At 59.8% G+C, this 20,490-nt stretch carries 21 protein-coding genes; 3 read left to right on the forward strand and 18 right to left on the reverse strand.

Translation table 11 applies throughout. The features are described 5' to 3' along the window. The first annotated feature begins 133 nt into the window (after positions 1-133). On the forward strand, positions 134-2,146 hold the full coding sequence (mnmC, locus tag C1Y41_RS08425) for a bifunctional tRNA (5-methylaminomethyl-2-thiouridine)(34)-methyltransferase MnmD/FAD-dependent 5-carboxymethylaminomethyl-2-thiouridine(34) oxidoreductase MnmC (protein WP_104085245.1): 2,013 nt from the start codon (positions 134-136) through the stop codon (positions 2,144-2,146). Positions 2,147-2,174: 28 nt separating this feature from the next. On the opposite strand, the gene C1Y41_RS08430 is transcribed toward mnmC, so the two are convergent. The 6 genes from C1Y41_RS08430 to prmB form a co-directional block, all read right to left on the reverse strand. Then, positions 2,175-2,456, reverse strand: a complete 282-nt coding sequence (locus C1Y41_RS08430; RefSeq protein WP_039379145.1) for a YfcL family protein — start codon at positions 2,454-2,456, stop codon at positions 2,175-2,177. Between the two features lie 30 nt (positions 2,457-2,486). Further along, complete coding sequence (locus tag C1Y41_RS08435; protein ID WP_039379147.1) at positions 2,487-3,032, reverse strand: elongation factor P hydroxylase; 546 nt, start codon at positions 3,030-3,032, stop codon at positions 2,487-2,489. A gap of 64 nt (positions 3,033-3,096) precedes the next feature. Beyond that, complete coding sequence (locus tag C1Y41_RS08440) at positions 3,097-3,894, reverse strand: sulfite exporter TauE/SafE family protein (RefSeq protein ID WP_039379149.1); 798 nt, start codon at positions 3,892-3,894, stop codon at positions 3,097-3,099. 70 nt (positions 3,895-3,964) lie between these two features. Then, positions 3,965-4,789, reverse strand: a complete 825-nt coding sequence (gene mepA / locus C1Y41_RS08445) for a penicillin-insensitive murein endopeptidase (protein WP_094111139.1) — start codon at positions 4,787-4,789, stop codon at positions 3,965-3,967. Positions 4,790-4,797: 8 nt separating this feature from the next. Continuing rightward, positions 4,798-5,880: a chorismate synthase gene (gene aroC / locus C1Y41_RS08450; RefSeq protein ID WP_104085246.1), complete on the reverse strand. Its 1,083-nt coding sequence runs from the start codon at positions 5,878-5,880 to the stop codon at positions 4,798-4,800. A 46-nt stretch (positions 5,881-5,926) separates the two neighbouring features. Further along, a complete protein-coding gene (gene prmB, locus C1Y41_RS08455; protein ID WP_039379152.1) occupies positions 5,927-6,859 on the reverse strand; it encodes a 50S ribosomal protein L3 N(5)-glutamine methyltransferase in 933 nt (310 codons plus the stop codon). Positions 6,860-7,013: 154 nt separating this feature from the next. Here prmB and smrB point away from each other — a divergent pair, with 154 nt between their 5' ends. Then, positions 7,014-7,562, forward strand: coding sequence for an endonuclease SmrB (gene smrB / locus C1Y41_RS08460; RefSeq protein ID WP_039379153.1), 549 nt, complete (start codon positions 7,014-7,016; stop codon positions 7,560-7,562). Positions 7,563-7,804: 242 nt separating this feature from the next. Here smrB and sixA read toward each other — a convergent pair whose 3' ends face one another. From sixA to C1Y41_RS08480, 4 genes are all read right to left on the reverse strand, one after another. Next, complete coding sequence (sixA, locus tag C1Y41_RS08465; RefSeq protein ID WP_039385580.1) at positions 7,805-8,287, reverse strand: phosphohistidine phosphatase SixA; 483 nt, start codon at positions 8,285-8,287, stop codon at positions 7,805-7,807. Positions 8,288-8,494: 207 nt separating this feature from the next. Beyond that, entirely contained in the window at positions 8,495-10,615 is a 2,121-nt protein-coding gene (gene fadJ / locus C1Y41_RS08470; protein ID WP_039379154.1) for a fatty acid oxidation complex subunit alpha FadJ, read from the reverse strand. Continuing rightward, positions 10,615-11,925 carry an acetyl-CoA C-acyltransferase FadI gene (gene fadI / locus C1Y41_RS08475; protein ID WP_039379155.1) on the reverse strand — a complete coding sequence of 437 codons (1,311 nt, stop codon included), beginning with the start codon at positions 11,923-11,925 and terminating at the stop codon, positions 10,615-10,617. The genes fadJ and fadI overlap by 1 nt, the downstream gene beginning before the upstream one ends. Positions 11,926-12,089: 164 nt before the next feature. Further along, positions 12,090-12,386, reverse strand: a complete 297-nt coding sequence (locus C1Y41_RS08480) for a YfcZ/YiiS family protein (RefSeq protein ID WP_082032635.1) — start codon at positions 12,384-12,386, stop codon at positions 12,090-12,092. Between the two features lie 360 nt (positions 12,387-12,746). On the opposite strand from C1Y41_RS08480, the gene fadL reads away from it, so the two are divergent. After that, positions 12,747-13,997 (forward strand): long-chain fatty acid transporter FadL, encoded by a 1,251-nt coding sequence (fadL, locus tag C1Y41_RS08485; RefSeq protein ID WP_104085364.1) that lies wholly within the window; start codon positions 12,747-12,749, stop codon positions 13,995-13,997. A 50-nt stretch (positions 13,998-14,047) separates the two neighbouring features. Here fadL and mlaA read toward each other — a convergent pair whose 3' ends face one another. The 8 genes from mlaA to C1Y41_RS08525 are packed head-to-tail and all read right to left on the reverse strand — an operon-like array spanning position 14,048 to position 20,475. After that, positions 14,048-14,815 (reverse strand): phospholipid-binding lipoprotein MlaA, encoded by a 768-nt coding sequence (gene mlaA, locus C1Y41_RS08490; protein ID WP_039379156.1) that lies wholly within the window; start codon positions 14,813-14,815, stop codon positions 14,048-14,050. Between the two features lie 35 nt (positions 14,816-14,850). After that, on the reverse strand, positions 14,851-16,062 hold the full coding sequence (gene ccmI, locus C1Y41_RS08495; RefSeq protein WP_104085247.1) for a c-type cytochrome biogenesis protein CcmI: 1,212 nt from the start codon (positions 16,060-16,062) through the stop codon (positions 14,851-14,853). Further along, positions 16,062-16,520, reverse strand: coding sequence for a cytochrome c-type biogenesis protein (locus C1Y41_RS08500; RefSeq protein ID WP_039379160.1), 459 nt, complete (start codon positions 16,518-16,520; stop codon positions 16,062-16,064). The genes ccmI and C1Y41_RS08500 overlap by 1 nt, the downstream gene beginning before the upstream one ends. Beyond that, a complete protein-coding gene (locus tag C1Y41_RS08505; protein WP_039379161.1) occupies positions 16,517-17,074 on the reverse strand; it encodes a DsbE family thiol:disulfide interchange protein in 558 nt (185 codons plus the stop codon). The genes C1Y41_RS08500 and C1Y41_RS08505 overlap by 4 nt, the downstream gene beginning before the upstream one ends. Continuing rightward, positions 17,071-19,029: a heme lyase CcmF/NrfE family subunit gene (locus tag C1Y41_RS08510; RefSeq protein ID WP_039379162.1), complete on the reverse strand. Its 1,959-nt coding sequence runs from the start codon at positions 19,027-19,029 to the stop codon at positions 17,071-17,073. The genes C1Y41_RS08505 and C1Y41_RS08510 overlap by 4 nt, the downstream gene beginning before the upstream one ends. Then, complete coding sequence (gene ccmE / locus C1Y41_RS08515) at positions 19,026-19,511, reverse strand: cytochrome c maturation protein CcmE (RefSeq protein ID WP_039379164.1); 486 nt, start codon at positions 19,509-19,511, stop codon at positions 19,026-19,028. Before ccmE ends, C1Y41_RS08510 begins: the two co-directional genes overlap by 4 nt. Further along, positions 19,508-19,738: a heme exporter protein CcmD gene (gene ccmD, locus C1Y41_RS08520; protein ID WP_039379165.1), complete on the reverse strand. Its 231-nt coding sequence runs from the start codon at positions 19,736-19,738 to the stop codon at positions 19,508-19,510. Before ccmD ends, ccmE begins: the two co-directional genes overlap by 4 nt. Beyond that, positions 19,735-20,475 carry a heme ABC transporter permease gene (locus tag C1Y41_RS08525; protein ID WP_039379166.1) on the reverse strand — a complete coding sequence of 247 codons (741 nt, stop codon included), beginning with the start codon at positions 20,473-20,475 and terminating at the stop codon, positions 19,735-19,737. Before C1Y41_RS08525 ends, ccmD begins: the two co-directional genes overlap by 4 nt. Between the last annotated feature and the right edge of the window lie 15 nt (positions 20,476-20,490).

The following is a 20,490-nucleotide window of genomic DNA, read 5'->3' on the forward strand; positions in this document are numbered from 1 at the left end:
TTTTGGATTGACGTGCACTCTAGCGTACAGTTGTACGCCGAACAAGTCCGATCAGCCATTTCCTTTTGTAAATTTGCGTCATGTGACGCCACTCGCTAAAATCGCGCCACTGCCTGAAAAATGAGCCTTTCCCGTGAAATTATCCCCGGTTGAACACGCGCAATTAACCTGGAACGATCAGGGTACACCTGTTTCCCGAGCGTTCGATGATGTCTACTTCTCTAACGATAATGGACTGGAAGAGACCCGCTATGTGTTTCTCGGCGGTAATCAGCTGCCGCAGCGTTTCAGCACGCATACGCGCGATCTGTTTATTGTGGCGGAGAGCGGCTTTGGCACCGGTCTGAACTTTCTCACATTATGGCAGGCGTTCGATCAGTTTCGCGCGCAGCAGCCTGTTGCGACGCTGCAGCGGCTGCACTTTATCAGCTGTGAAAAGTATCCGCTAACGCAGGCCGATCTCGCTGCCGCGCAGGCGCGCTGGCCGGAGCTGGCGCCGTGGGCAACGCAGCTGCAGCAGCAGTGGCCATCGGCGCTGCCCGGCTGTCAGCGGCTGCTGTTTGACGGTGGACGGGTTACGCTTGATCTCTGGTTTGGCGACATTAATACGCTGATAACAGAGTTTGATGAGAGCCTGCAGGGTCAGGTTGACGCCTGGTTCCTGGACGGCTTTGCGCCGTCTAAAAATCCGGATATGTGGACCCCGGCGCTGTTCAGCGCTCTGGCACGGCTGGCACGTGCCGGAGGAACGCTGGCGACCTTTACCGCTGCGGGTTTTGTCAGGCGTGGCCTGCAGGAAGCGGGATTTACCATCAATAAACGTAAAGGCTTTGCGCATAAGCGCGAAATGCTGACCGGCACGCTGGCGCATGCGGTGCCGCTGCCAGCCGTGCAGCCGTGGTATGCGCGGCCTGCAGCAGCGGGCCAGGATGTCGCCATCATTGGCGGCGGCGTCGCCAGTGCGCTGCTGGCGCTGGCATTACTGCGCCGCGGCTGGCGCGTGACGCTCTACTGCGCCGATGAGGCCCCGGCACTGGGTGCATCCGGCAACCGTCAGGCAGCGCTCTACCCCTTACTGAACCAGCACGATCCCGCGCTGGCGCAGTTTTTCCCCGCCGCTTTCAGCTTCGCGCGTCGTCTTTACGATAGCCTGCCGGAGCGTGCTGAACAGAGCTGGTGCGGAGTGCTGCAGCTGGCGTGGGATGAAAAAAGCGCCGATAAGATTGCGCAGATGCTGGCCCTGGCGCTGCCGGCGGAGATCGCTTACGGCGTCTCACCGGCCGAGGCGGAGCAGCTGGCGGGCGTTGCGCTGGGTATGGGCGGCATCTGCTATCCGCGTGGCGGATGGATCTCCCCTTCCCAGCTTACCAGCAACCTGCTGGATCAGGCGCAGACGCAGGGTCTGCACCAGCACTGGCTGCACCGGGTTACGCAGCTGACGCCGCATGAAAACGGCTGGACGCTGCACTTTTCCGACCGGGCTGATATGCAGCATCAGAATGTCGTACTGGCCAACGGGCATGCGCTGCGGACGCTGGAACAGAGCCAGGATCTGCCGGTCTACCCGGTCGCAGGCCAGGTAAGCCATGCGCCCTCATCAGCCGCGCTGGCAAACCTGCAGAGCGTGCTCTGTTACGATGGCTATCTGACACCCGTCAGCCCGACGTTTGGCACCCACTGCATCGGCGCCAGCTATCATCGCGGTGACACCGCGACCGCTTTTCGTGCCGATGATCAGCAGAACAACCGTCAGCGTCTGATGGCATGCCTGCCGCAGGCCGCCTGGCCGCAGCAGGTTGATCTCAGTGATAACGAGGCGCGGACTGGCGTGCGCTGCGCCACGCGCGATCATCTGCCCATGAGCGGCGGCCTGCCAGACTACGCTGCCACGCTGGCGCAGTATGCTGACCTGCCGGGACAGCGCGCCCGCGGGGAGAAGATTGCTGAAGCCCCGCACTATCACGGGCTGTTCGTGCTGGGGGCGCTGGGATCGCGCGGGCTCTGCAGCGCGCCGCTGGCAGCTGAAGTGCTGGCGGCACAAATGAGCGGTGAGCCGCAGCCGCTCGATGCCGCAACGCTGGCGGCGCTGAATCCGAACCGCTACTGGGTGCGTAAATTGCTGAAGGGAAAAAAGGCGGGGCGCTGAGAGCCGGGGCGAAAAGTCGCCCCGCGCATCAGGCGGTCTGACGTGCCTGACTAAACAGGTTATCCCACATGCCGACCACCAGCGCCTGATCGCGTGGCGAGAGTTCACCGGCGGCGATAGCATTCTGCAGGCTCCGGGAGACGACAATCTGCAGCGCTTCCGGCGTGTGTTCGCCGCTCTGCTCAATTTCCGCAACCGCCAGCGTCAGATGGCCGCGCAGATAACCGCTGGCAAACAGCTCATCATCACTGGCGTGATCGACCATATCGTCAATCAGCGCCAGAATGCGGGACTCAAATTCTACGATCATCTCTCATTCCTTTCATTTTAAGCAGGCGAATTAAAGCGTTTCCGGCCACGGAAACTGCGCTGCAGTGAGCGCTGGCGTACCATAATAGCGGTTCAGCGCCGCAATAAACTGTGCCGGGCGAGCCGGGATCCCCTGCTCCAGATAGTGCATCACCTGGGCATGGACCCGGCGCTGAAACGCAATGCGATCGGGTTCACAATCGCCTTCGAGATTGTCACAGCTGACATTAAAGGGGAAGTCCGCCGCAACGCAGAATAGCCACTCCAGCGCCTGCGGTTTTACTTCAACCGCTTCAAACTGGCTCTGCGTCTGCGCATCACGCCCGTCGGGGCAGTACCAGTAGCCAAAATCAACCTGCTGCCGACGCGCGTCGCCCGCAATACACCAGTGCGAAATTTCATGCAGCGCGCTGGCGTAAAATCCATGGGCAAAAACTACGCGGTGCCAGGGTGATTCCGCATCTGCCGGAAGATAAATCGGTTCATCATCGCCTTTAATTAGACGTGTCTTAAAAGTCTCAGCAAAGCAGCCGTCGAAGATGTCGATCAGCTGCTGATAGTGGTGTTCTGTCGGCATAGTCATCTGTCAGTTAATCATCTGGCGCCATTGTCGCACCGGCGGCACGATTTGACGAGTCGGTTTATCCTGCGGCAAACCAGGCCAGTAGCTCAGCCCCGTGGCTGTCCCACAGCAGTTTGGCGCTCATGACCGCAGAAACGGTCACAACCATCGGGCGGATCAGCCGCTGGCCACGGCTCAGCACCAGCCGCGCACCAAGCCGCGCCCCGATAAATGCGCCGAGCAGCATCACTACGCCGGTTCCCCACACCAGTTTGCCGCCAAACATAAAGAACAGCAGGCTGGCGAAGTTGGAGGTGAAATTCAGCACCTTGGCATGCGCCGTCGCTTTGGCGAGATTGAAACCGCAAAGCGTGACAAAGGCGAGCGCATAGAAGGAGCCGGCTCCCGGACCGAAGAATCCATCATAGAAGCCCACACAGCCGCCGCCCACCAGCGCAAACGCCACGCCCTGCAGACGATGCTCGCGATCCACCTCTCCCAGACGCGGCATCAGCAGGAACCAGAGTCCGATGGCGATAAGCAGCAGCGGCAGGATCTGACGCAGAATATCCGCCTGAATATGCTGGATCAGCAGCGTGCCGCCGACCGCGCCGAGAAACGTCATCGCGATGTTCAGCCGCTGGTCACGCAGGTTTACGGCGCCACGGCGGACAAAATAGAGGCTGGCGGAGAAAGAGCCGCCAACCGACTGCAGCTTGTTGGTCGCCAGCGCCTGTGCCGGTGACAGCCCGGCCGCCAGCAGCGAAGGAACGGTCAGTAGTCCACCGCCGCCGGCAATGGAGTCGATAAAAGCGGCCAGTATGGCAACAAAAAACAGTACGCCAAGGATAAGCGGGCTGACGATAAAAAGGTCCATTTCACTTCTCGCAGCAGGTAGCAGACAAGCCCGGCGCGGGGCAATAGCCGTTGCGCGCCGGGAGAGGTACTCAGAGCCGGTGGTTATCCAGCAGCGCCTGGCAGGATGGCGGCAGCGGCGGCGGGGCTTTTTTTACCGGTGGCGTGCTGCCGGGCTTTTTCGGCAGGAACCAGCTCTCAAGCTCTGCACCGCAGCCGTCGCCCGGCGGCGGTGGCGCCTGATCTTCACACTCCAGGCTGCCGGCCGGACAGCGCAGGCGCACATGCATATGCGCCCGATGCGCAAACCACGGGCGAACTTTATGCAGCCACTCGCGATCGCTGCCGGCATCGGCGCAAAGCTGTTTTTTGATCGCCGGATTCACAAAAATTCGCGTGACGTCGCTGTCTTTCGCTGCCAGCTTGATCAGGCTATCAATCTGCGGCTGCCAGTGACGGGCGATCACCTGTTTATCATCCGGCGCCACCAGATCCAGCGGCTGCGGCTTCAGCAACTGCTGTGCGCTCCAGCGGGTTTTTGGCAGCTGTAGCCAGATATCCACATCCAGTCCGGTCTGATGACTGGCGTGGCCGCTGCTGAAACGTCCACCCGCCGCCATTCCCATATCGCCAATCAGCACCTGCCCCAGATGAAGCTGACGGGTGCGGGTGCTGAGGCGCTCAATAAAGGCGATCAGATCGGGATGACCATAGTAGCGGCGCTGGTCCTGACGCATGACCTGATAGTCCGGTGCGTCCAGCGGCAGCGCCTGCGCGCCGACGATACAGCCATTGGCAAAGCCGCCAATCGACTGCGGCGCACCAGAGACAGGGTGCTGGATCTGCTGCCACGGCGTGGCGGCAACGGCGGCCGCGCTACCCAGCAGCGCGGCGAAAGTGAGCAGAGCGCGGCGCATCATCAGGCTCACCAGCGCGGTACGCTGCTGTTAACGTCAGCGTTTTGCCCGCGCTGGCGTAACAGGTGATCCATCAGCACAATCGCCATCATCGCTTCGGCAATGGGCACGGCGCGAATGCCGACGCAGGGATCGTGACGCCCTTTGGTGATCATCTCCACCTCCTCCCCCGTGCGGGTAATAGTGTTACCCGGTACGGTAATGCTGGAGGTCGGTTTCATCGCCAGGTTGGCGCTGATGGTCTGCCCGCTGCTGATGCCGCCAAGGATGCCGCCGGCGTGATTGCTCTGAAAGCCGCTGGCGCGGATTTCGTCGCGATGCTCGCTGCCGCGCTGGTTAACGACGGCAAAGCCATCGCCAATCTCTACGCCTTTAACGGCGTTGATGCTCATCAGCGCATGCGCCAGATCGGCATCGAGGCGATCGAACACCGGCTCACCGAGGCCCGGTGGCACGTTTTCCGCCATCACGGTCACTTTCGCGCCGATAGAGTCGCCCTCTTTCTTCAGGGCGCGCATCAGCGTATCCAGCGCCTCCAGCTTGCTGGCGTCCGGACAGAAAAACGGATTCTCTTCAACGATGCTCCAGTCTTTCAGCTCACAGGCGACGTCGCCAATCTGCGCCAGATAGCCACGCACCACGATACCGTGCTGCTGCAGATATTTTTTGGCGATGGCACCGGCGGCAACGCGCATAGCGGTTTCGCGTGCTGAGGAGCGTCCGCCTCCGCGATAGTCGCGCAGACCATACTTCTGCTCATAGGTGTAATCCGCGTGGCCGGGCCGGAACAGATCTTTAATCGCGCCGTAATCCTGCGAACGCTGATCGGTGTTCTCGATTAACAGGCCGATAGAGGTGCCGGTAGTGACCCCTTCAAACACACCAGACAAAATTTTCACCTGATCCGGCTCGCGACGCTGGGTGGTATAGCGCGAGGTGCCGGGACGGCGGCGATCGAGATCGTGCTGGATATCGGTTTCAGTCAGCGGAATACCGGGTGGCACGCCGTCAACGATGCAGCCCAGCGCAAGACCGTGCGACTCGCCAAACGTAGTAACGCGAAAAAGTTGTCCAATGCTGTTTCCGGCCATGATGGCTCCTTGTTGCCATAGTGCGGGCGCTCAGGCGCGCCGCAAATTAATCTTTAAAAAAGGAGAAATGGTGCTGCGCCGCCACGATCTGATCGCGCGTCAGCATAAAGACGCCGTCGCCGCCGTTATCAAACTCCAGCCAGGTGAAAGGCACGTCAGGATATTGCTCAATCATATGCACCATGCTGTTGCCGACTTCGCAAATCAGCACGCCCTGCTCGCTGAGATAGTCAGGCGCACAGGCGAGAATGCGGCGTACCAGCTTCAGGCCATCGCTGCCAGCCGCCAGGCCAAGTTCCGGTTCATGATGATATTCGCCAGGCAGATCGCCCATATCTTCCGCATCCACGTACGGCGGGTTGGTGACGATCAGGTCATATTTTACCGGTGGCAGGTTGCGGAACAGATCGGCGCGAATCGGCGTGACGTGATGCAGCAGGCCATGCTCTTCAATGTTTTGTTCCGCCACCGCCAGCGCGTCGTGGGAGATATCGACCGCATCCACTTCCGCTTCAGGAAAGGCATAGGCGCAGGCGATAGCGATGCAGCCGCTGCCGGTACACATATCCAGAATATGCTGTGGCTGGCCGGGGATCAGACCCGCAAAGCGGTTTTCAATCAGCTCGCCAATGGGTGAGCGCGGAACCAGCACCCGTTCGTCTACGTAGAACTCATGTCCGCAGAACCAGGCTTTGTTGGTCAGGTAAGCGACCGGAATACGTTCATTCACGCGGCGGATCACCCGCTCAACGATACGGTGCCGTTCACTGGCGGTCAGGCGCGCATTGCGCATATCTTCAGGAATATCGAGCGGCAGCCACAGAGTGGGCAGAACCAGCTGGACCGCTTCGTCCCAGGGATTATCCGTGCCGTGACCGTACCAGATGCCAGCCGCTGAAAAACGGCTGACGGCCCAGCGCAACATATCCTGAATAGTGTGCAGTTCGTTTACTGCCTCATCGACGAAAATCTTGTCCACGTAGCCCTCCGCAGGCCATAAAATCAATCGGCCGATAGTTTGCCATGAAGCGGGCCAGAATTCAGCGCAGCGAGGCGAAAAAGCTGACATTTGTCAGCGCTTAGCGGTAAGGTAACAGCCCGGTAAACTGCAACGTTGAAAGAATTTTCCCGCCATGAGTAAAAAGACGCCGCTGAACGACGACGATCAGGCGCTGTTTCGTCAGTTAATGATCGGGACGCGTAAGCTGAAACAGGACACTATCGTACATAAACCTGCGGTTAAAACCCGGGAAGTCCCGCTGAAACGTCTGCTTTCCGAACAGGCTGACAACAGCCACTATTTTTCCGATGAGTTTCAGCCGCTGCTCTCCAGCGACGGGCCGGTGCGCTATGTCCGTGCTGACGTCAGCCACTATGAACTGAAGAAGCTGCGTCGCGGTGACTACACGCCGGAAATTTTTCTCGACCTGCACGGGCTGACGCAGATGCAGGCGAAGCAGGAGCTGGGCGCGCTCATCGCCGCCTGCCGCCGCGAACATATTTTTTGCGCCAGCGTCATGACCGGCCACGGAAAACATATTCTTAAACAGCAGACGCCGCTATGGCTGGCGCAGCACCCGCATGTGATGGCGTTTCACCAGGCACCTAAAATGTTCGGCGGCGACGCCGCACTGCTGGTGCTGATTGAGGTAGAAGAGTGGCAACCGCCCGAACTGCCTTAGCAGATGAGGTGGCAGGTGGCAGCAAGGCGGCAAGTAAATGAATCCCCGGGAGCTTACATCAGTAAGTGACCGGGGTGAAGGCGCGCAGCCAGTGCGGCTGCAGCCTGTACGCGCGTATTCCCCGAAATAATTCAGGTTGCAGCAAGGCGGCAAGCAAATGAATCCCCGGGAGCTTACATCAGTAAGTGACCGGGGTGAAGGCGCGCAGCCAACGCAGCTGCAGCCTGAATTATGAAGGGGAATCAGATAGCTTTAGCAAGCCTGGCCGGACTCACCTGCCACAAAAGCTTACCTTCGCACTCGTCGGCATTAAAATCGATACAGGCGATAGCCGACGTGGCGAACATGGGCGGCGCTTCCTGCGGGCACAGCTCAGAAACCAGGTATCCTACCAGCGGCAGATGCGAAATCACCAGCACGGCTTTCACGCCCTGCACCGCCAGCGCCTGCAAATGCAATGCGACCTGTCCCGGATCGCCGCCCGGCGTCAGTTCAGAAAGAACGTCCTGGTTTTGCGGCAAATCCAGTGCCTCGCGCACGGTGGCGAGCGTCTGCCCGGCGCGCAGATAGGGGCTGACCAGCACCCTTCCGATATCCGGCGTCTGGCTGTTGAGCCAGCTCGCCATCTGACGTGATTCGTTACAGCCGCACAGCGTAAGGGGGCGAGCAGAATCGCTCGCGGCTTCCAGAGCTGCATCGCCATGACGCATGATAAAAACTTGCATAAAGCACCGCTGTTGTTGGTCGATATCGTCCGGTACCACGGCACCAGACGCTTCATTCTGCGAATGAAGGCTGTGTTTTACCCCAATGGCTTCAGTATAGTCAACCGGTTGCTTATTAAATAAGCGCCTGCTAAATCGGTACCGGCTGACCTGTACTGCATCTTCTCTGCTAAGCGGCTGAATATGCACCGCTCTTGCTGAATGTGATTAAATGTAAAAATGCGCGCCGCTTTCTGCCCGCTTCAGCAGCGCCTCGCACGGGGCAAAGCGATCGCCATGCTGCTGGGCGAGGGCCGTAAGTCTCTCCACAAGCGCAGCGCTGCCGTATCGATCCATATAACGGAACGGTCCGCCAAGAAAAGGTGGAAAGCCGATGCCGAATACCGCAGCAACGTCGCCATCGCGTGCCGAACGGATCACCGACTCATCCAGACAGCGCGCGGCCTCATTTAACAGCATCAGCATGCAGCGTTCAGCAATCTGCTGCTCACTCTGACGCGCCTCAGGTTTCAGAGCGAGCAGCGTATAGAGGCTGCGATCCGCTTTACGCGCGCCGGGCCAGCGTCTCTTCTCATAGTGATAAAACCCTTTCCGGTTTTTTCGTCCTTTGCGGTCGTCAGCGAGAATAGCATCAACCGCGGCCTGCGGTGCGGCAAAGCGCGCGCCATAAGCCTGCTCAAGCAGCGGGCTGATTTTACTGCCAGTGTCGATACCGACTTCATCAAGCAGCTGCAACGGCCCTACCGGAAAACCCGCTTTTACCAGAGCCTGGTCAATATGTTCGACCGGTTCCCCCTCCAGCAGACAGCGCAGCGCTTCGTTGATATAGGGGGCGAGAATACGGTTAACGTAGAAGCCTGGGCGATCCGCTACCACTACTGCAGTTTTACCCTGCTTTTGCGCCAGCCGCAGCGTGGTAGCCAGCGTTTCCGCTGACGTTGCCGCATGCGGGATCACCTCAACCAGCGGCATTTTATCTACCGGACTGAAGTAGTGCAGCCCGATGATATTTTGCGGCCGCTGCGCCTGCGCGGCGATAGCGCTGATAGCGAGCGAGGATGTATTCGAGGCGAAAATGGTGTCGGGCTGACAGTGCTGCTCCATTTCCGCCACCATCTGCTGCTTCAGGGCCAGATCTTCAAATACCGCTTCAATGACCACATCGCGCCGGCTGAAGCCCTGATAGTCGGTACCGCCGCTGATGCGCGCCATCTGCTGCTGACGCTCTGCGGGTTTCAGCTGACGCCGCCTGACTTTTTTTGTCAGCAGATCCCAGCTGTAGCGCAGCGCGTGATTGATTCCGCTGAGCTGGATATCTTTGATACGCACCGGCAGTTCCGCTTTCAGCGCCGTCACGCTGGCAATCCCTCCGCCCATCAGCCCACCACCCAGTACGCCCACCTGCTGCAGCGTGCGCACTTCGCCCTCTGCGGCGGCGGCTTTTTTCAGCGCGGTGGACGCGAAAAACAGGCTGCGCAGCGCTGCCGATTCCGGCGTTAGCGCCAGCTCGCCAAACGCCTGCGCTTCAGCCTCATGTCCCGCCTGGCTACCCTGCTCCAGCCCGATGCGCACCACCTGAAGAATGCGCCCGGTCGCCGGATAGTTACCCTGAGTTTTTTTATCCGTCTGACGCTTTGCCAGCGCAAACAGCAACGGGCGCCCCGCAAAGCTCTGCATCAGGCGCGCCCGCTGTGGCAACGTCCGCGCCGCGCCCTTTCCTTTATGAACGCGCGCCACCGCCGTTGCCAGTAAAATGGCCGGCGGCACCGCATCATCGACCAGGCCCAGCTTAAGCGCCTGCCGGGCGCGCAGGGCTTTACCGCTGAGTATCAGCGACAGCGCCTGCTCTGCGCCAATCAATTGCGGCAACCGCTGTGTGCCGCCGGAACCGGGCAGCAGGCCCAGCTGAACTTCAGGCAGACCAAGCCGGGTCTTCTCATCCAGCGAACAGATGCGGGCGTCGCACGCCAGCGCCAGCTCCAGACCGCCCCCCAGACAGGCGCCGTGTATCGCCGCCACAACCGGAAACGGCAGCGCTGCAATCTCCGCCATCACCTCCTGCCCCTGCTTCGCCAGCGCCTGCGCTTCAGCTGATGAGTGGCAGCGGTCGATCATGCTGATATCAGCACCCGCAATAAAATTGTCCGCTTTGCCGGAAATCAGTACCAGACCCGCCAGCTGCGGATGCTGACGGGCTGCGGCGATCACCGCGCGGATCTGCGCGGCAAACTCAGCGCGCAGCGTATTCATTTTTTCACCCGGCACATCAATGGTGATCACACCAACATGATCCGGGCGCAGGGTTAACTCAAACGCGGTATGCTGCATTATTCAGCCTCCAGAACCATTGCAGTGCCCAAACCGCCCGCCGCGCAGGCGGTTACCAGTCCCAGTCCGCCACCGCGCCGCCGCAGTTCATGCAGCGTCTGGGCGATCATGCGGGCACCGGTGGCGGCAAACGGATGCCCGTAGGCGATGGAGCCACCCAGCACATTAAAGCGGTCATCATCAACCTCGCCCAGCGCCTGCGGCCGGTTGAGCACCTCACGCGCAAAGCGCGCATCGCTGAACAGCTTCAGGTTGGCTAACGTCTGGGCGGCAAAGGCTTCATGCATGTCAATCAGCGTTAAATCACCCAGCGTGACGCCAGCGCGATCCAGCGCCAGCGGCGAGGCGTAAGCCGGGCCCAGCAGCATGTCGGTCTGCACATCGATGGCGGTAAACGCGTAGCTGCGCAGGTAGCCCAGCGGCGCTATTCCCAGTTCGCGGGCGCGCCCTTCACGCATCAGGATGAGGGCTGCCGCGCCGTCCGTCAGCGGCGTACTGTTTGCTGCGGTTACCGAGCCGTGACGCCGGTCAAACGCAGGCCGCAGTCGGGCATAATCGGCCGCGCTGGCGTTAAAGCGGATGGTGTTGTCCTGCTCAACCGGCGCTTTCCACGGCGGCACAAAGGCGGGCATGACCTCCTGCTGCAGTACGCCGCTCTGCCAGGCCTGTGCGGCACGCTGATGTGAGCGCAGGGCAAGCGCATCCTGCTGCTCACGCGTAATACCCCAGGTTTTAGCCATCTGCTCAGCCGTATCTCCCATGCGCAGTCCGGTTGAATACTCCGCCACGGCAGGCGGCACCGGCAGCAGATCGCGCGGGCGCAGACGCCGCAGGATCTGCAGCTTTTTGCCCACTGTCCGCGCACGGTTAAGATCGACCAGCGCACGCGCCAGCGTTTTGCTGACGCCAATCGGTAACACGGAGGAGGAGTCTGCGCCGCCGGCAATTCCGGCATCGATGGTGCCCGCCATCAGGCTCTCCGCTACGTTCGCGACGGCCTGAAAGCTGGTTGCACAGGCGCGACTGACGCTGTAGGCGTCCGTGTGCACGCTCAGCCCGCTGCTCAGCACAATTTCGCGCGCAATATTTGGCGCTTCCGGCATCTGTATCACCTGACCAAACACCAGCTGATCGATTACCTCAACCGGCAGTTCGCTGCGCACCAGCAGTTCGCTGACCACCATACGCCCCAGCTCCAGCGCCGGAATGCCGTGGAAATCGCTCGCCTGCCGGACAAAAGGCGTACGCAGCCCGTGAGTAATAGCGATACGTTCGCCCTGACGCGTCAGCAACGGCTGCGCTCTGCTCATGCTTTTCCCCCTGTAACCGACGATCTGACACCATTGCCAGAGAGGTCTGACCTGATCGTCAGTGTTAACCATCCGGCGACGGCTCGCCAATAGCAAAGAGAAAAAAGTGCGAGGAAAAACACGAAAATAGCGATTCGCCGTCGCGGATTGACGGCGATGCAGAATTAACGCAGGGCGAGCTGAAAAATCAGCGCTTCAGCCTGACAGGCAAAGGTAAATTCAGCGTTCAGGCGTATACCTTCCGGCTCTGAGGTAAATTGCGACGTAATCTCACAGGGTTCAGAGGCAGTTTGCTGCGCTTTCTCCGTCAGCGTTAACAGCATCGCTTCGGCAGCTGCGCGATCGGGAAACAGCGCTGACCAGCGGGCACTGCAGTCGCTGTTATCAATCACAATGCCCGTATCCACACAGCAGCAGGCAGCGGTCTCGCGGGCACTGCATTTATTAATGGTCTGACTCATGAGGTTTCTCCGGCTGAAAAAGCGGGCGATCTAAGGGGATGTTCTGTCATAAAGTGTACGCCTGCGGGCCATTTTCCTCTATCATTGCGCCGCTAAGTGACGAATATCACAATAAAATTTGATCCAAAACAAACCTGAGCCGGTATGCTGACGGCGCAGTATAAAGAAATTGTTAAGCAGATCTGATTTTATCGATCAAGTCTGTAATATTTGAAAAACATTATTGCAACTTACACACAGGTCAGACCTATACTCGTCGCACTGGTCTGATATGTCTGTTTAGTCTCAGTCCCTACAATCCGCCGTCCTTTGTTACGCGACGTGACAACGTTTAATAATAATTTTGATGAGGTTGTGGTCATGAACCATAAGAACCTGTTTGCAAAGTCAGCTGTGGCAGCTGCAGTGGCGCTCGTCTCCTCCCAGGTTTACGCCGCAGGCTTTCAACTTAACGAATTCTCAGCAATTGGATTAGGTCGCGCTTATTCAGGCGAAGGCGCGATGGGTGACACAGCAGCATCGGCCAGTCGTAACCCCGCCACCATGGCACTGATGGATAGCCCGATGTTCTCGATCGGCGCAGTCTATATCGATCCTGAAGTGGATATCAGCGGACGCAGTCCGCTCACCGGCAATAGCCTGAACGCGAATAACATTGCGCCTAATCAGTGGGTACCAAATATTCACTATGTTCAGCCGCTTACCGATCGGTGGTGGGTGGGCGCATCCGCAACCTCAAACTATGGCCTGGCCACTGAATTCAATAATGGTTATGCCGCAGGGGGCTATGGCGGTAAAACCGATCTGATGACCGCTAACCTTAATCTCAGCACCGCCTATCGTCTGAACGAGCACCTGAGCTTTGGCGTTGGCTTTGATGCGGTTTATGCTCGCGCCAAAATTGAGCGTTATGCCGGTGAAGCTGGCCCGGCAGTGGGCTTTCCGTCCGATCTGCAGGTCGCACACCTTAAAGGCAATGAGTGGGGCTATGGCTGGAACGCCGGCGTGCTGTATGAAGTGGATAAAAATAACCGTTTCGGCTTTACCTACCGCTCTGAAGTAAAAGTCGACTTTGACGGCAATTATAAAAACGATATCCCGGCGGCGTTTGGCGGTACCGGCGGCTCAACGGTGCCCGGCTACCTGACCCTGAACCTGCCGGAAATGTGGGAAGTGTCCGGCTGGCATAAAGTTGCGCCGCAGTGGGCAGTGCACTACAGCCTTGCCTATACCAGCTGGAGCCAGTTCCAGGAGCTGAAAGCGACTGGCAGCCGCGGCCAGACGCTGTTCCAGAAAGATGAGAGCTTTAAAGATGCCTATCGCATTGCGCTGGGTACCACCTACTTCTATGACGATCGCTGGACCTTCCGTACCGGTATCGCCTTCGATGACAGCCCGGTTCCGGCCGATAAACGCTCTATCTCTATTCCGGATCAGGATCGTCTGTGGCTGAGCGCCGGTGCGTCTTACGCCTTTACGCCTGAAGCGTCAGTGGATGTCGGCGTATCTTATATGCATGGTCAGCACGTTACCGTTAATGAAGCCCCTTATACCTTCAACTCAGAAGGCAAAGCCTGGCTTTACGGCGCAAGCTTTAACTATAAGTTCTGATCGCGCCTGCCGCACAAGTAATAAGGGCAACCCGGTGGGTTGCCCTTTTTTTACGGCGCGTCGATATCCTGCAAATCGTTTTGTATCGCGCTGGCGTTTGGATTCTCTTCCGGCTTCAGCTTGCCGCCGTTAGCCAGAAAATCGTTACGCTGGAAATAGGCATTGCGGATAAAAGAGTAAGGATCCTGCTGCTGTTTCAGCAGCCCGTCAGAGTCCAGCAGCTGAGCACGCGTCTCTACTCCCTCCAGCGCCCACTTACCGATCGACATCGGCCAGGTCAGCCAGCTGAGTACCGGATAGAGCGTATCCACATAGTCACCGCCATCCTGCCGCACGGTGAAACTGCCGTAGCCGGGCAGCACCACATACGGACCGTAGCCGACACCATAACGCCCCAGCGTACTGCCAAAGCGATGCGGCACCTCGCGCGCCAGCGCCGGGTTCGCTTTGCCTGCGACGTCGATAAAGCCGCCCAGACCCAGTACGGTATTCAGGAAGAAACGCGTGAAGTGGATCCCGGCCTGACGCGGCTCGCCTACCAGAATGGAGTTAACCATGCTGGCGGGTTCATTCAGGTTGCCGAGAAAATTACTCATGCCGGTACGCGCCGGTACCGGCACATAGTCGCGCCAGGCTACCGCCACCGGGCGCACCACATAAGGATCAAGTACGTTGTAATTAAAATTGAACATCGTACGGTTAAAACCTTCCAGCGGATCGCTGCGCTGCGCCGGGGCGGCGTCATCCGCCGGTTTTGAGCTGGCGCATCCCACCAGAAGTAAACTGGCCAGTGCCAGACTGGTCAGGCGGTTATTCATGTTCTTCTCCCTGTGCGGATGATAAATGTAGCGCTTCAGGGCTGCTGCTGATTGATCTCAACAGTCAGCGGCTGGTGACCCTCCCACGAGGTAATAGCACTGAGCCCGAACCAGTCCCCGGCCTGAGGATTTGCGCTGCCGTCGCGGGCAATACGCACTCTGACCTGAACCTGATGCTGCGCCGAAAGCAGGCGATCGGGCATCATAGCGTTGCTGTCATCCAGCGTAAGCGATAGCGGAAAGTGGCTAAGCGGCAGGCGCTTAACGGCCACGGGCACCGGTGAAACACCGTCAGATACAGAAATATACAACACTCCGTCCGGCGGCAACATTTTTTCTGCCGGCGGCGACAGCTTGACCGTCAGGCTCAGCGCAACCGCCTGCTGCCCGGCGGCGGTTTTCGCCTGCTCAATGCTGCGCTGAATCAGCGTTATGCGCGGATCGCCGGCAGGCAGCAACGCCAGCATGGCGCGCCACGCGTCGAGCGCTTCAGTATAGTTCTGCTGTCCGGATGCGTTGAACGCCAGCAGGCTAAGCGTACGCAGATTCGCGCTGTCGCGCTTGAGCAGCGCATGCAGCAGCACGCTCGCCTGCCGGTTATCCTGCGGATCGCCGGAACGCGTCAGGACTTCGGCGTAATCCTGCTGCAGCTCCAGGCTGTCAGGCGCACGCTGCAGCGCGCGCTCAAACGCCTGTCCGGCAGCGGTAGCATTGTTCAGCACCATACCAAGCCGCCCCAGCATCGCCCACTCATCGGCGCTGCCGGGTGTCTGCTGCAGCGCCGTGCGCAGTCCCAGCTGCAGGCGCGCCAGCTCCTCCATCGTCAGCGGCTGCGCATCCGGATCCATTACGCGGGCGCGCAGCGCCGGATAGTCACGCTGAACGGCGAGCCAGCCCGCGAGCTGTGCGTAGCCGCCGGTTTGCAGATAGACCCCGGTTGTCACCAGCAGCAGCAGGATCACGCCCGGCAGCAGTACCCAGCGGCTGCTCTGCCGCCCCGGGACGTGCTGCCCGTCAGTGACGTCAGTCAGCAGCATCTGCTGCAGATCGCGCTCCATCTCTGCGCGGTCTGCCACCACGCCTTCCGTTTCATCACGCTGCAGCTCGCGCAGGCGCTGCTGGTAAAAGGCGGTGTTAAGCCGGTCGCGTTCGTCAGCATGGTATTCACGCTGGCGCCATCCCGCAGCCAGAAACAGCGCTACCGCAGCCGCCAGTAAGACGATCAGAGTCATGCAAAATACAATCATTACGGCTTCCCGTTACGTTCCAGAATCGCCGCCAGGCGCTGTTGTTCATCGTCATTCAGTTCAGTCGTTTCACGCGCGCGGCGGTTACGCAGCAGGATCACCCCGCCGCCCAGCAGCACAAACAGCGCCGGACCGGCCCATAAAATCAGCGTCGCGGGCGTCAGCGGCGGATCGTAAGTGACAAAGTGACCGTAGCGCGCCACCATGTAATCCACTATCTGCTGCCGGCTCTTGCCCTGCTGCATCAGCTCATAGACTTTCAGGCGCATGTCAGCGGCAATCATGGCGTTTGAATCTGCAATGCTGTTGTTCTGGCATTTCGGGCAGCGCAGTGAGGCGGTGATCGCCCGGTACTGATCCTCCTGCTGCAGCGAGGTAAACTGCAGGCTATCTGTGGTGGTGGCCCGGACGCTGAGCGTAAGCAGCAGCGCCGTCAGCGCAATAAGCAGCCTGCTCATGCCCCCGCCTCCCGGCTATATTTTTCCCACAGCGGTTTAACTTCTTCATTCCAGACGCGCTCGTTCATATCACCGGCGTGGCGATAACGAATGATACCGTGGCCATCAATGAGAAAGGTTTCCGGCGCACCGTAGACACCGAGGTCAAGCCCCAGCATGCCGCTGCCGTCGTAGAGGCTCAGCGCGTAAGGGTTGCCCAGCGTATTAAGCCAGTTTATCGCTTTTGTACGGTCATCTTTATAGTTGAGGCCAACCACGCGCACGCCCTGCTCCGCCAGCCGGTTCAGATAGTGATGCTCAGCGCGGCAGGTCGGACACCAGGTTGCCCAGACGTTGAGCAGCAGCGGCTGACCATCGGTAAGGATCTGCTGGCTGTAGATTTTGCCTGGCTGATCCAGCGCTTCCAGTCTGAACTGTGGCACCGGTTTGCCCGTCAGGGCTGACTCAAGCCGGGAGGGATCGTCACCCTGTGCATTACGCGACAGCTGCCACAGCAGCGCTGCCGCCAGCAGCAGAAACAGCGCCAGGGGAATAAAGAGAATTTTTTTGCTCATGCCCGCTCCTCACGCGCAACTTTTTTCCGCGCGCGATAACGCGGATCCAGCAGGCAGAGCAGGCCGCCTGCCGCCATAAACAGGCCGCCAAACCAGATCCAGCGGACAAAGGGTTTGTAGTAGAGGCGTACGGCCCAGGCGCCGTTATCCAGCTCCTCGCCGAGTGCGGCATAGAGATCGCGGGTAAATCCGCCGCTGATCGCCGCTTCGGTCATCATGGTGCGGGCAGCGGTATAAAAGCGTTTTTCCGCCCGCAGTACCGCTTCCGGTTTGCCATCGCGGGTGACATCGATGATCGCCACGCCGCCGCTGTAGTTAGGCCCCTGCAGGTTATGCACGTCGCGGAACACAAAGTGATAGCGATGAATATCGATGCTGTCGCCCGCCTTCATGCGCACATCGCGCTCAACGCTGTACTGGGTGCTGAACGCGATGCCTACTACCGTTACCGCTACGCCCAGATGCCCCAGCACCATGCCCCAGTGGCTGCGCGACAGATGCCACAGCCCTTTCAGCAGGCTATGCCGGTGAGTCGCGCGCTCATGCAGCTCCATCAGCGTCAGCAGCGTGACCCAGATCGCCATCAGCAGCCCGGTTACCGTCATCGCTTCAATGCGATCTTCCAGCAGCCACGGCAGCAGAACAGAGAGCAGCAGGGTAACCACCAGCCCGGCACTCAGCCGCTTCCACAGCTTTTGCGGCTCATCACGCCGCCAGCGCACCAGCGGACCAATACCGAGCAGCAGCGCAAACGGCGCCATCAGCCAGCTGAACAGCGTATTAAAGAAAGGTTCTCCCACTGAGATACTGCCCAGCCCCAGCTGCTTGTGCACCAGCGGCAGCAGCGTACCGAGCAGGACCACCAGCATTGCCGCAATCAGCAGCACGTTATTGCCCAGCAGAAACGATTCCCGCGACCAGATTTCACTCTGCACGCGGCTGCGTACCTGACCGCCGCGCAGCGCATAGAGCAGCAGCGAGCTGCCAATCACGATGATCAGAAAAGCGAGAATAAACATCCCGCGCGCCGGATCGGAGGCAAAGGCATGCACCGAGACCAGCACGCCGGAGCGCACCAGAAAGGTGCCGAGCAGGCTGAGCGAAAACGTCGCGATCGCCAGCAGCACGGTCCAGGCTTTGAAGCTGCCGCGCTTTTCCGTTACCGCCAGCGAGTGCATCAGCGCGGTTCCGGCCAGCCACGGCATAAACGAGGCGTTTTCCACCGGGTCCCAGAACCACCAGCCGCCCCAGCCCAGCTCATAATAGGCCCACGCCGATCCCAGCACGATACCGATGGTCAGAAACACCCATGCGGCGGTGGTCCAGGGGCGCGACCAGCGCGCCCAGGCGGTATCCAGCCGTCCGGTCATCAGCGAGGCGATGGCAAAGGCAAAGGCGACCGAAAAACCGACATAGCCCATATAGAGCAGCGGCGGATGGAAGATCAGGCCGATATCCTGCAGCATCGGGTTAAGATCGCCGCCGTCGATGGGGAAATCAGGCAGCGTGCGGGCAAACGGGTTGGAGGTCAGCAGGATAAACAGCAGAAAGCCGGCGTTGATCATCCCCATTACCGCCAGCACGCGCGCCAGCGCATCGCGCGGCATCTCGCGGCTGAAAATTGCCACCGCCAGCGACCAGCTGCTGAGCAGCAGTACCCACAGCAGCAGCGATCCTTCATGCGCACCCCAGGTCGCGGCGACGCGGTAATAGACCGGCAGCAGCGTATTTGAATTTGTCGCGACGTATGCAACGGTGAAATCGTTCACCACAAATGCGTGCACCAGCACCATAAAGGCGGCGGCAATGGCTAAAAACATGCCCCAGGTCAGCGGTCGCGCGAGCGTCATCAGCCGCGCATCCTGACGCGCGGCACCCCACAGCGGGTAAATACTCAGCAGCAGCGCCAGGCCCAGCGCCAGACAGAGCAGAAAAGTTCCGATTTCCGGCATCATGGCTGATTACCCGCCGGCTGATAGCGCACTGCGGCGCGGGTATGATTGGTATTCATTGCGTCCTGAATTTCCGGCGGCGTGTATTTTTCGTCGTGCTTGGCCAGCACTTCCCGGGCGCTGATAACATTACCCGCCTGCAGTACGCCCTGCGCCACTACCCCCTGCCCTTCGCGGAAGAGATCGGGCAGGATGCCGTTATAGCTGACGCTGACCACGCCTCTGGCGTCATACAGGCTGAAGGTTACCGCCAGCGACTGCGGATCGCGCCTCACGCTGCCTGGCATCACCATGCCACCCACGCGCAGACGCTGTCCCGCTTCCGGCTTCAGCTGCGCGTCGCCTTTGCCGTTGATAATCTCGCCCGGCGTATAGAACAGATCGATGTTTGAGCGCAGGGCATACATCACCAGCGCGGTCGCGAGGCCAAGGCCGGTAAGAATAGCCAGCACCACCAAAAGGCGGTTGCGACGACGGAGATTCATCCTGCCTCCCCGGCAGCGCGCGCGCGCTGTTTAGTCTGTGCCGCACGCACACGCTGCTCCCGCGCCTGACGCTGACGGATCTCCGCCAGCAGACGCCGCCGCTGCAGCAGCGTATGCAGCACCAGGCCCAGTAGCGGGATCAGGGTGCAGGCAACCGACAGCCAGACAAAAAAGGCGTAGCCGCCCATAGCAAAGAATTCACTCCATGAGGTGAAGGCCGGACTCATGCTTTTGCTCCCTGCTGTGCCAGCGCGATAGCCCACGGACGATGCCGTTCGGTCAGTAAAATCAGGTTACGCAGCCGCATCAGCGTCAGCGTGATAAACAGCAGCAGATAGCCGAGAATCGACCAGCGCAGCGGCGTGCGCATAGAGGGATCGATCGCCTGCTGCAGCAGACCGGATGAGCCCTGATGCAGCGTGTTCCACCACTGCACAGAAAAATGAATAATCGGCAGGTTCACCACGCCGACGAGGATCAGGATACCGGCGGCGCGGCCCGCCGTGCGGCGATCGTCAAAGGCGAGCCAGAGCGCCATCGCGCCCATATAAAGGAACAGCAGCACCAGCTCTGAGGTGAGGCGCGCATCCCAGATCCACCAGGTTCCCCACATCGGTTTGCCCCATGCGGAGCCGGTAATCAGCGCAATAAAGGTAAAGGCGGCTCCCACCGGCGCCATCGCGGCGGCGGCCAGGTCAGCCATCTTCAGCTGCCACACCAGACCGGTAAAGGCGGCAATCGCCATGGCGGCGTAGATCCCCATTGACCACATGGCAGCGGGCACGTGCAGGTACATAATCCGGAAGCTATTGCCCTGCTGGTAATCAGCCGGGGCGAAGCCAAATCCCCATCCCCAGCCAAGCAGCAGCGCGCCGGCTGCGGCAATCGCCATGCCGGGAATAAGTCGCCCGCATAGCTGGTAAAGGCGTTCCGGCCTTGCCCACTGATGTATCCATTTCCACATTTGCATTGCTCACAC

The sequence above is a fragment of the Pantoea sp. ICBG 1758 genome, assembly GCF_002928325.1.
Taxonomy (GTDB): domain Bacteria; phylum Pseudomonadota; class Gammaproteobacteria; order Enterobacterales; family Enterobacteriaceae; genus Pantoea; species Pantoea eucrina.

What these genes read in the sequence shown, in the direction of transcription:
- C1Y41_RS08440 (WP_039379149.1), bottom strand. Translation starts at nt 3,894, where the DNA reads ATGGACCTTTTTATCGTCAGCCCGCTTATCCTTGGCGTACTGTTTTTT.
- ccmE (WP_039379164.1), bottom strand. Translation starts at nt 19,511, where the DNA reads ATGAATCTCCGTCGTCGCAACCGCCTTTTGGTGGTGCTGGCTATTCTT.
- fadI (WP_039379155.1), bottom strand. Translation starts at nt 11,925, where the DNA reads ATGAGCAGAGCGCAGCCGTTGCTGACGCGTCAGGGCGAACGTATCGCT.
- C1Y41_RS08510 (WP_039379162.1), bottom strand. Translation starts at nt 19,029, where the DNA reads ATGATGCCGGAAATCGGAACTTTTCTGCTCTGTCTGGCGCTGGGCCTG.
- mlaA (WP_039379156.1), bottom strand. Translation starts at nt 14,815, where the DNA reads ATGAATAACCGCCTGACCAGTCTGGCACTGGCCAGTTTACTTCTGGTG.
- mepA (WP_094111139.1), bottom strand. Translation starts at nt 4,789, where the DNA reads ATGCGCCGCGCTCTGCTCACTTTCGCCGCGCTGCTGGGTAGCGCGGCC.
- C1Y41_RS08435 (WP_039379147.1), bottom strand. Translation starts at nt 3,032, where the DNA reads ATGCCGACAGAACACCACTATCAGCAGCTGATCGACATCTTCGACGGC.
- ccmI (WP_104085247.1), bottom strand. Translation starts at nt 16,062, where the DNA reads ATGATTGTATTTTGCATGACTCTGATCGTCTTACTGGCGGCTGCGGTA.
- C1Y41_RS08480 (WP_082032635.1), bottom strand. Translation starts at nt 12,386, where the DNA reads ATGAGTCAGACCATTAATAAATGCAGTGCCCGCGAGACCGCTGCCTGC.
- ccmD (WP_039379165.1), bottom strand. Translation starts at nt 19,738, where the DNA reads ATGAGTCCGGCCTTCACCTCATGGAGTGAATTCTTTGCTATGGGCGGC.
- C1Y41_RS08430 (WP_039379145.1), bottom strand. Translation starts at nt 2,456, where the DNA reads ATGATCGTAGAATTTGAGTCCCGCATTCTGGCGCTGATTGACGATATG.
- C1Y41_RS08505 (WP_039379161.1), bottom strand. Translation starts at nt 17,074, where the DNA reads ATGAGCAAAAAAATTCTCTTTATTCCCCTGGCGCTGTTTCTGCTGCTG.
- C1Y41_RS08500 (WP_039379160.1), bottom strand. Translation starts at nt 16,520, where the DNA reads ATGAGCAGGCTGCTTATTGCGCTGACGGCGCTGCTGCTTACGCTCAGC.
- fadJ (WP_039379154.1), bottom strand. Translation starts at nt 10,615, where the DNA reads ATGCAGCATACCGCGTTTGAGTTAACCCTGCGCCCGGATCATGTTGGT.
- fadL (WP_104085364.1), top strand. Translation starts at nt 12,747, where the DNA reads ATGAACCATAAGAACCTGTTTGCAAAGTCAGCTGTGGCAGCTGCAGTG.
- aroC (WP_104085246.1), bottom strand. Translation starts at nt 5,880, where the DNA reads ATGGCCGGAAACAGCATTGGACAACTTTTTCGCGTTACTACGTTTGGC.
- C1Y41_RS08525 (WP_039379166.1), bottom strand. Translation starts at nt 20,475, where the DNA reads ATGTGGAAATGGATACATCAGTGGGCAAGGCCGGAACGCCTTTACCAG.
- smrB (WP_039379153.1), top strand. Translation starts at nt 7,014, where the DNA reads ATGAGTAAAAAGACGCCGCTGAACGACGACGATCAGGCGCTGTTTCGT.
- sixA (WP_039385580.1), bottom strand. Translation starts at nt 8,287, where the DNA reads ATGCAAGTTTTTATCATGCGTCATGGCGATGCAGCTCTGGAAGCCGCG.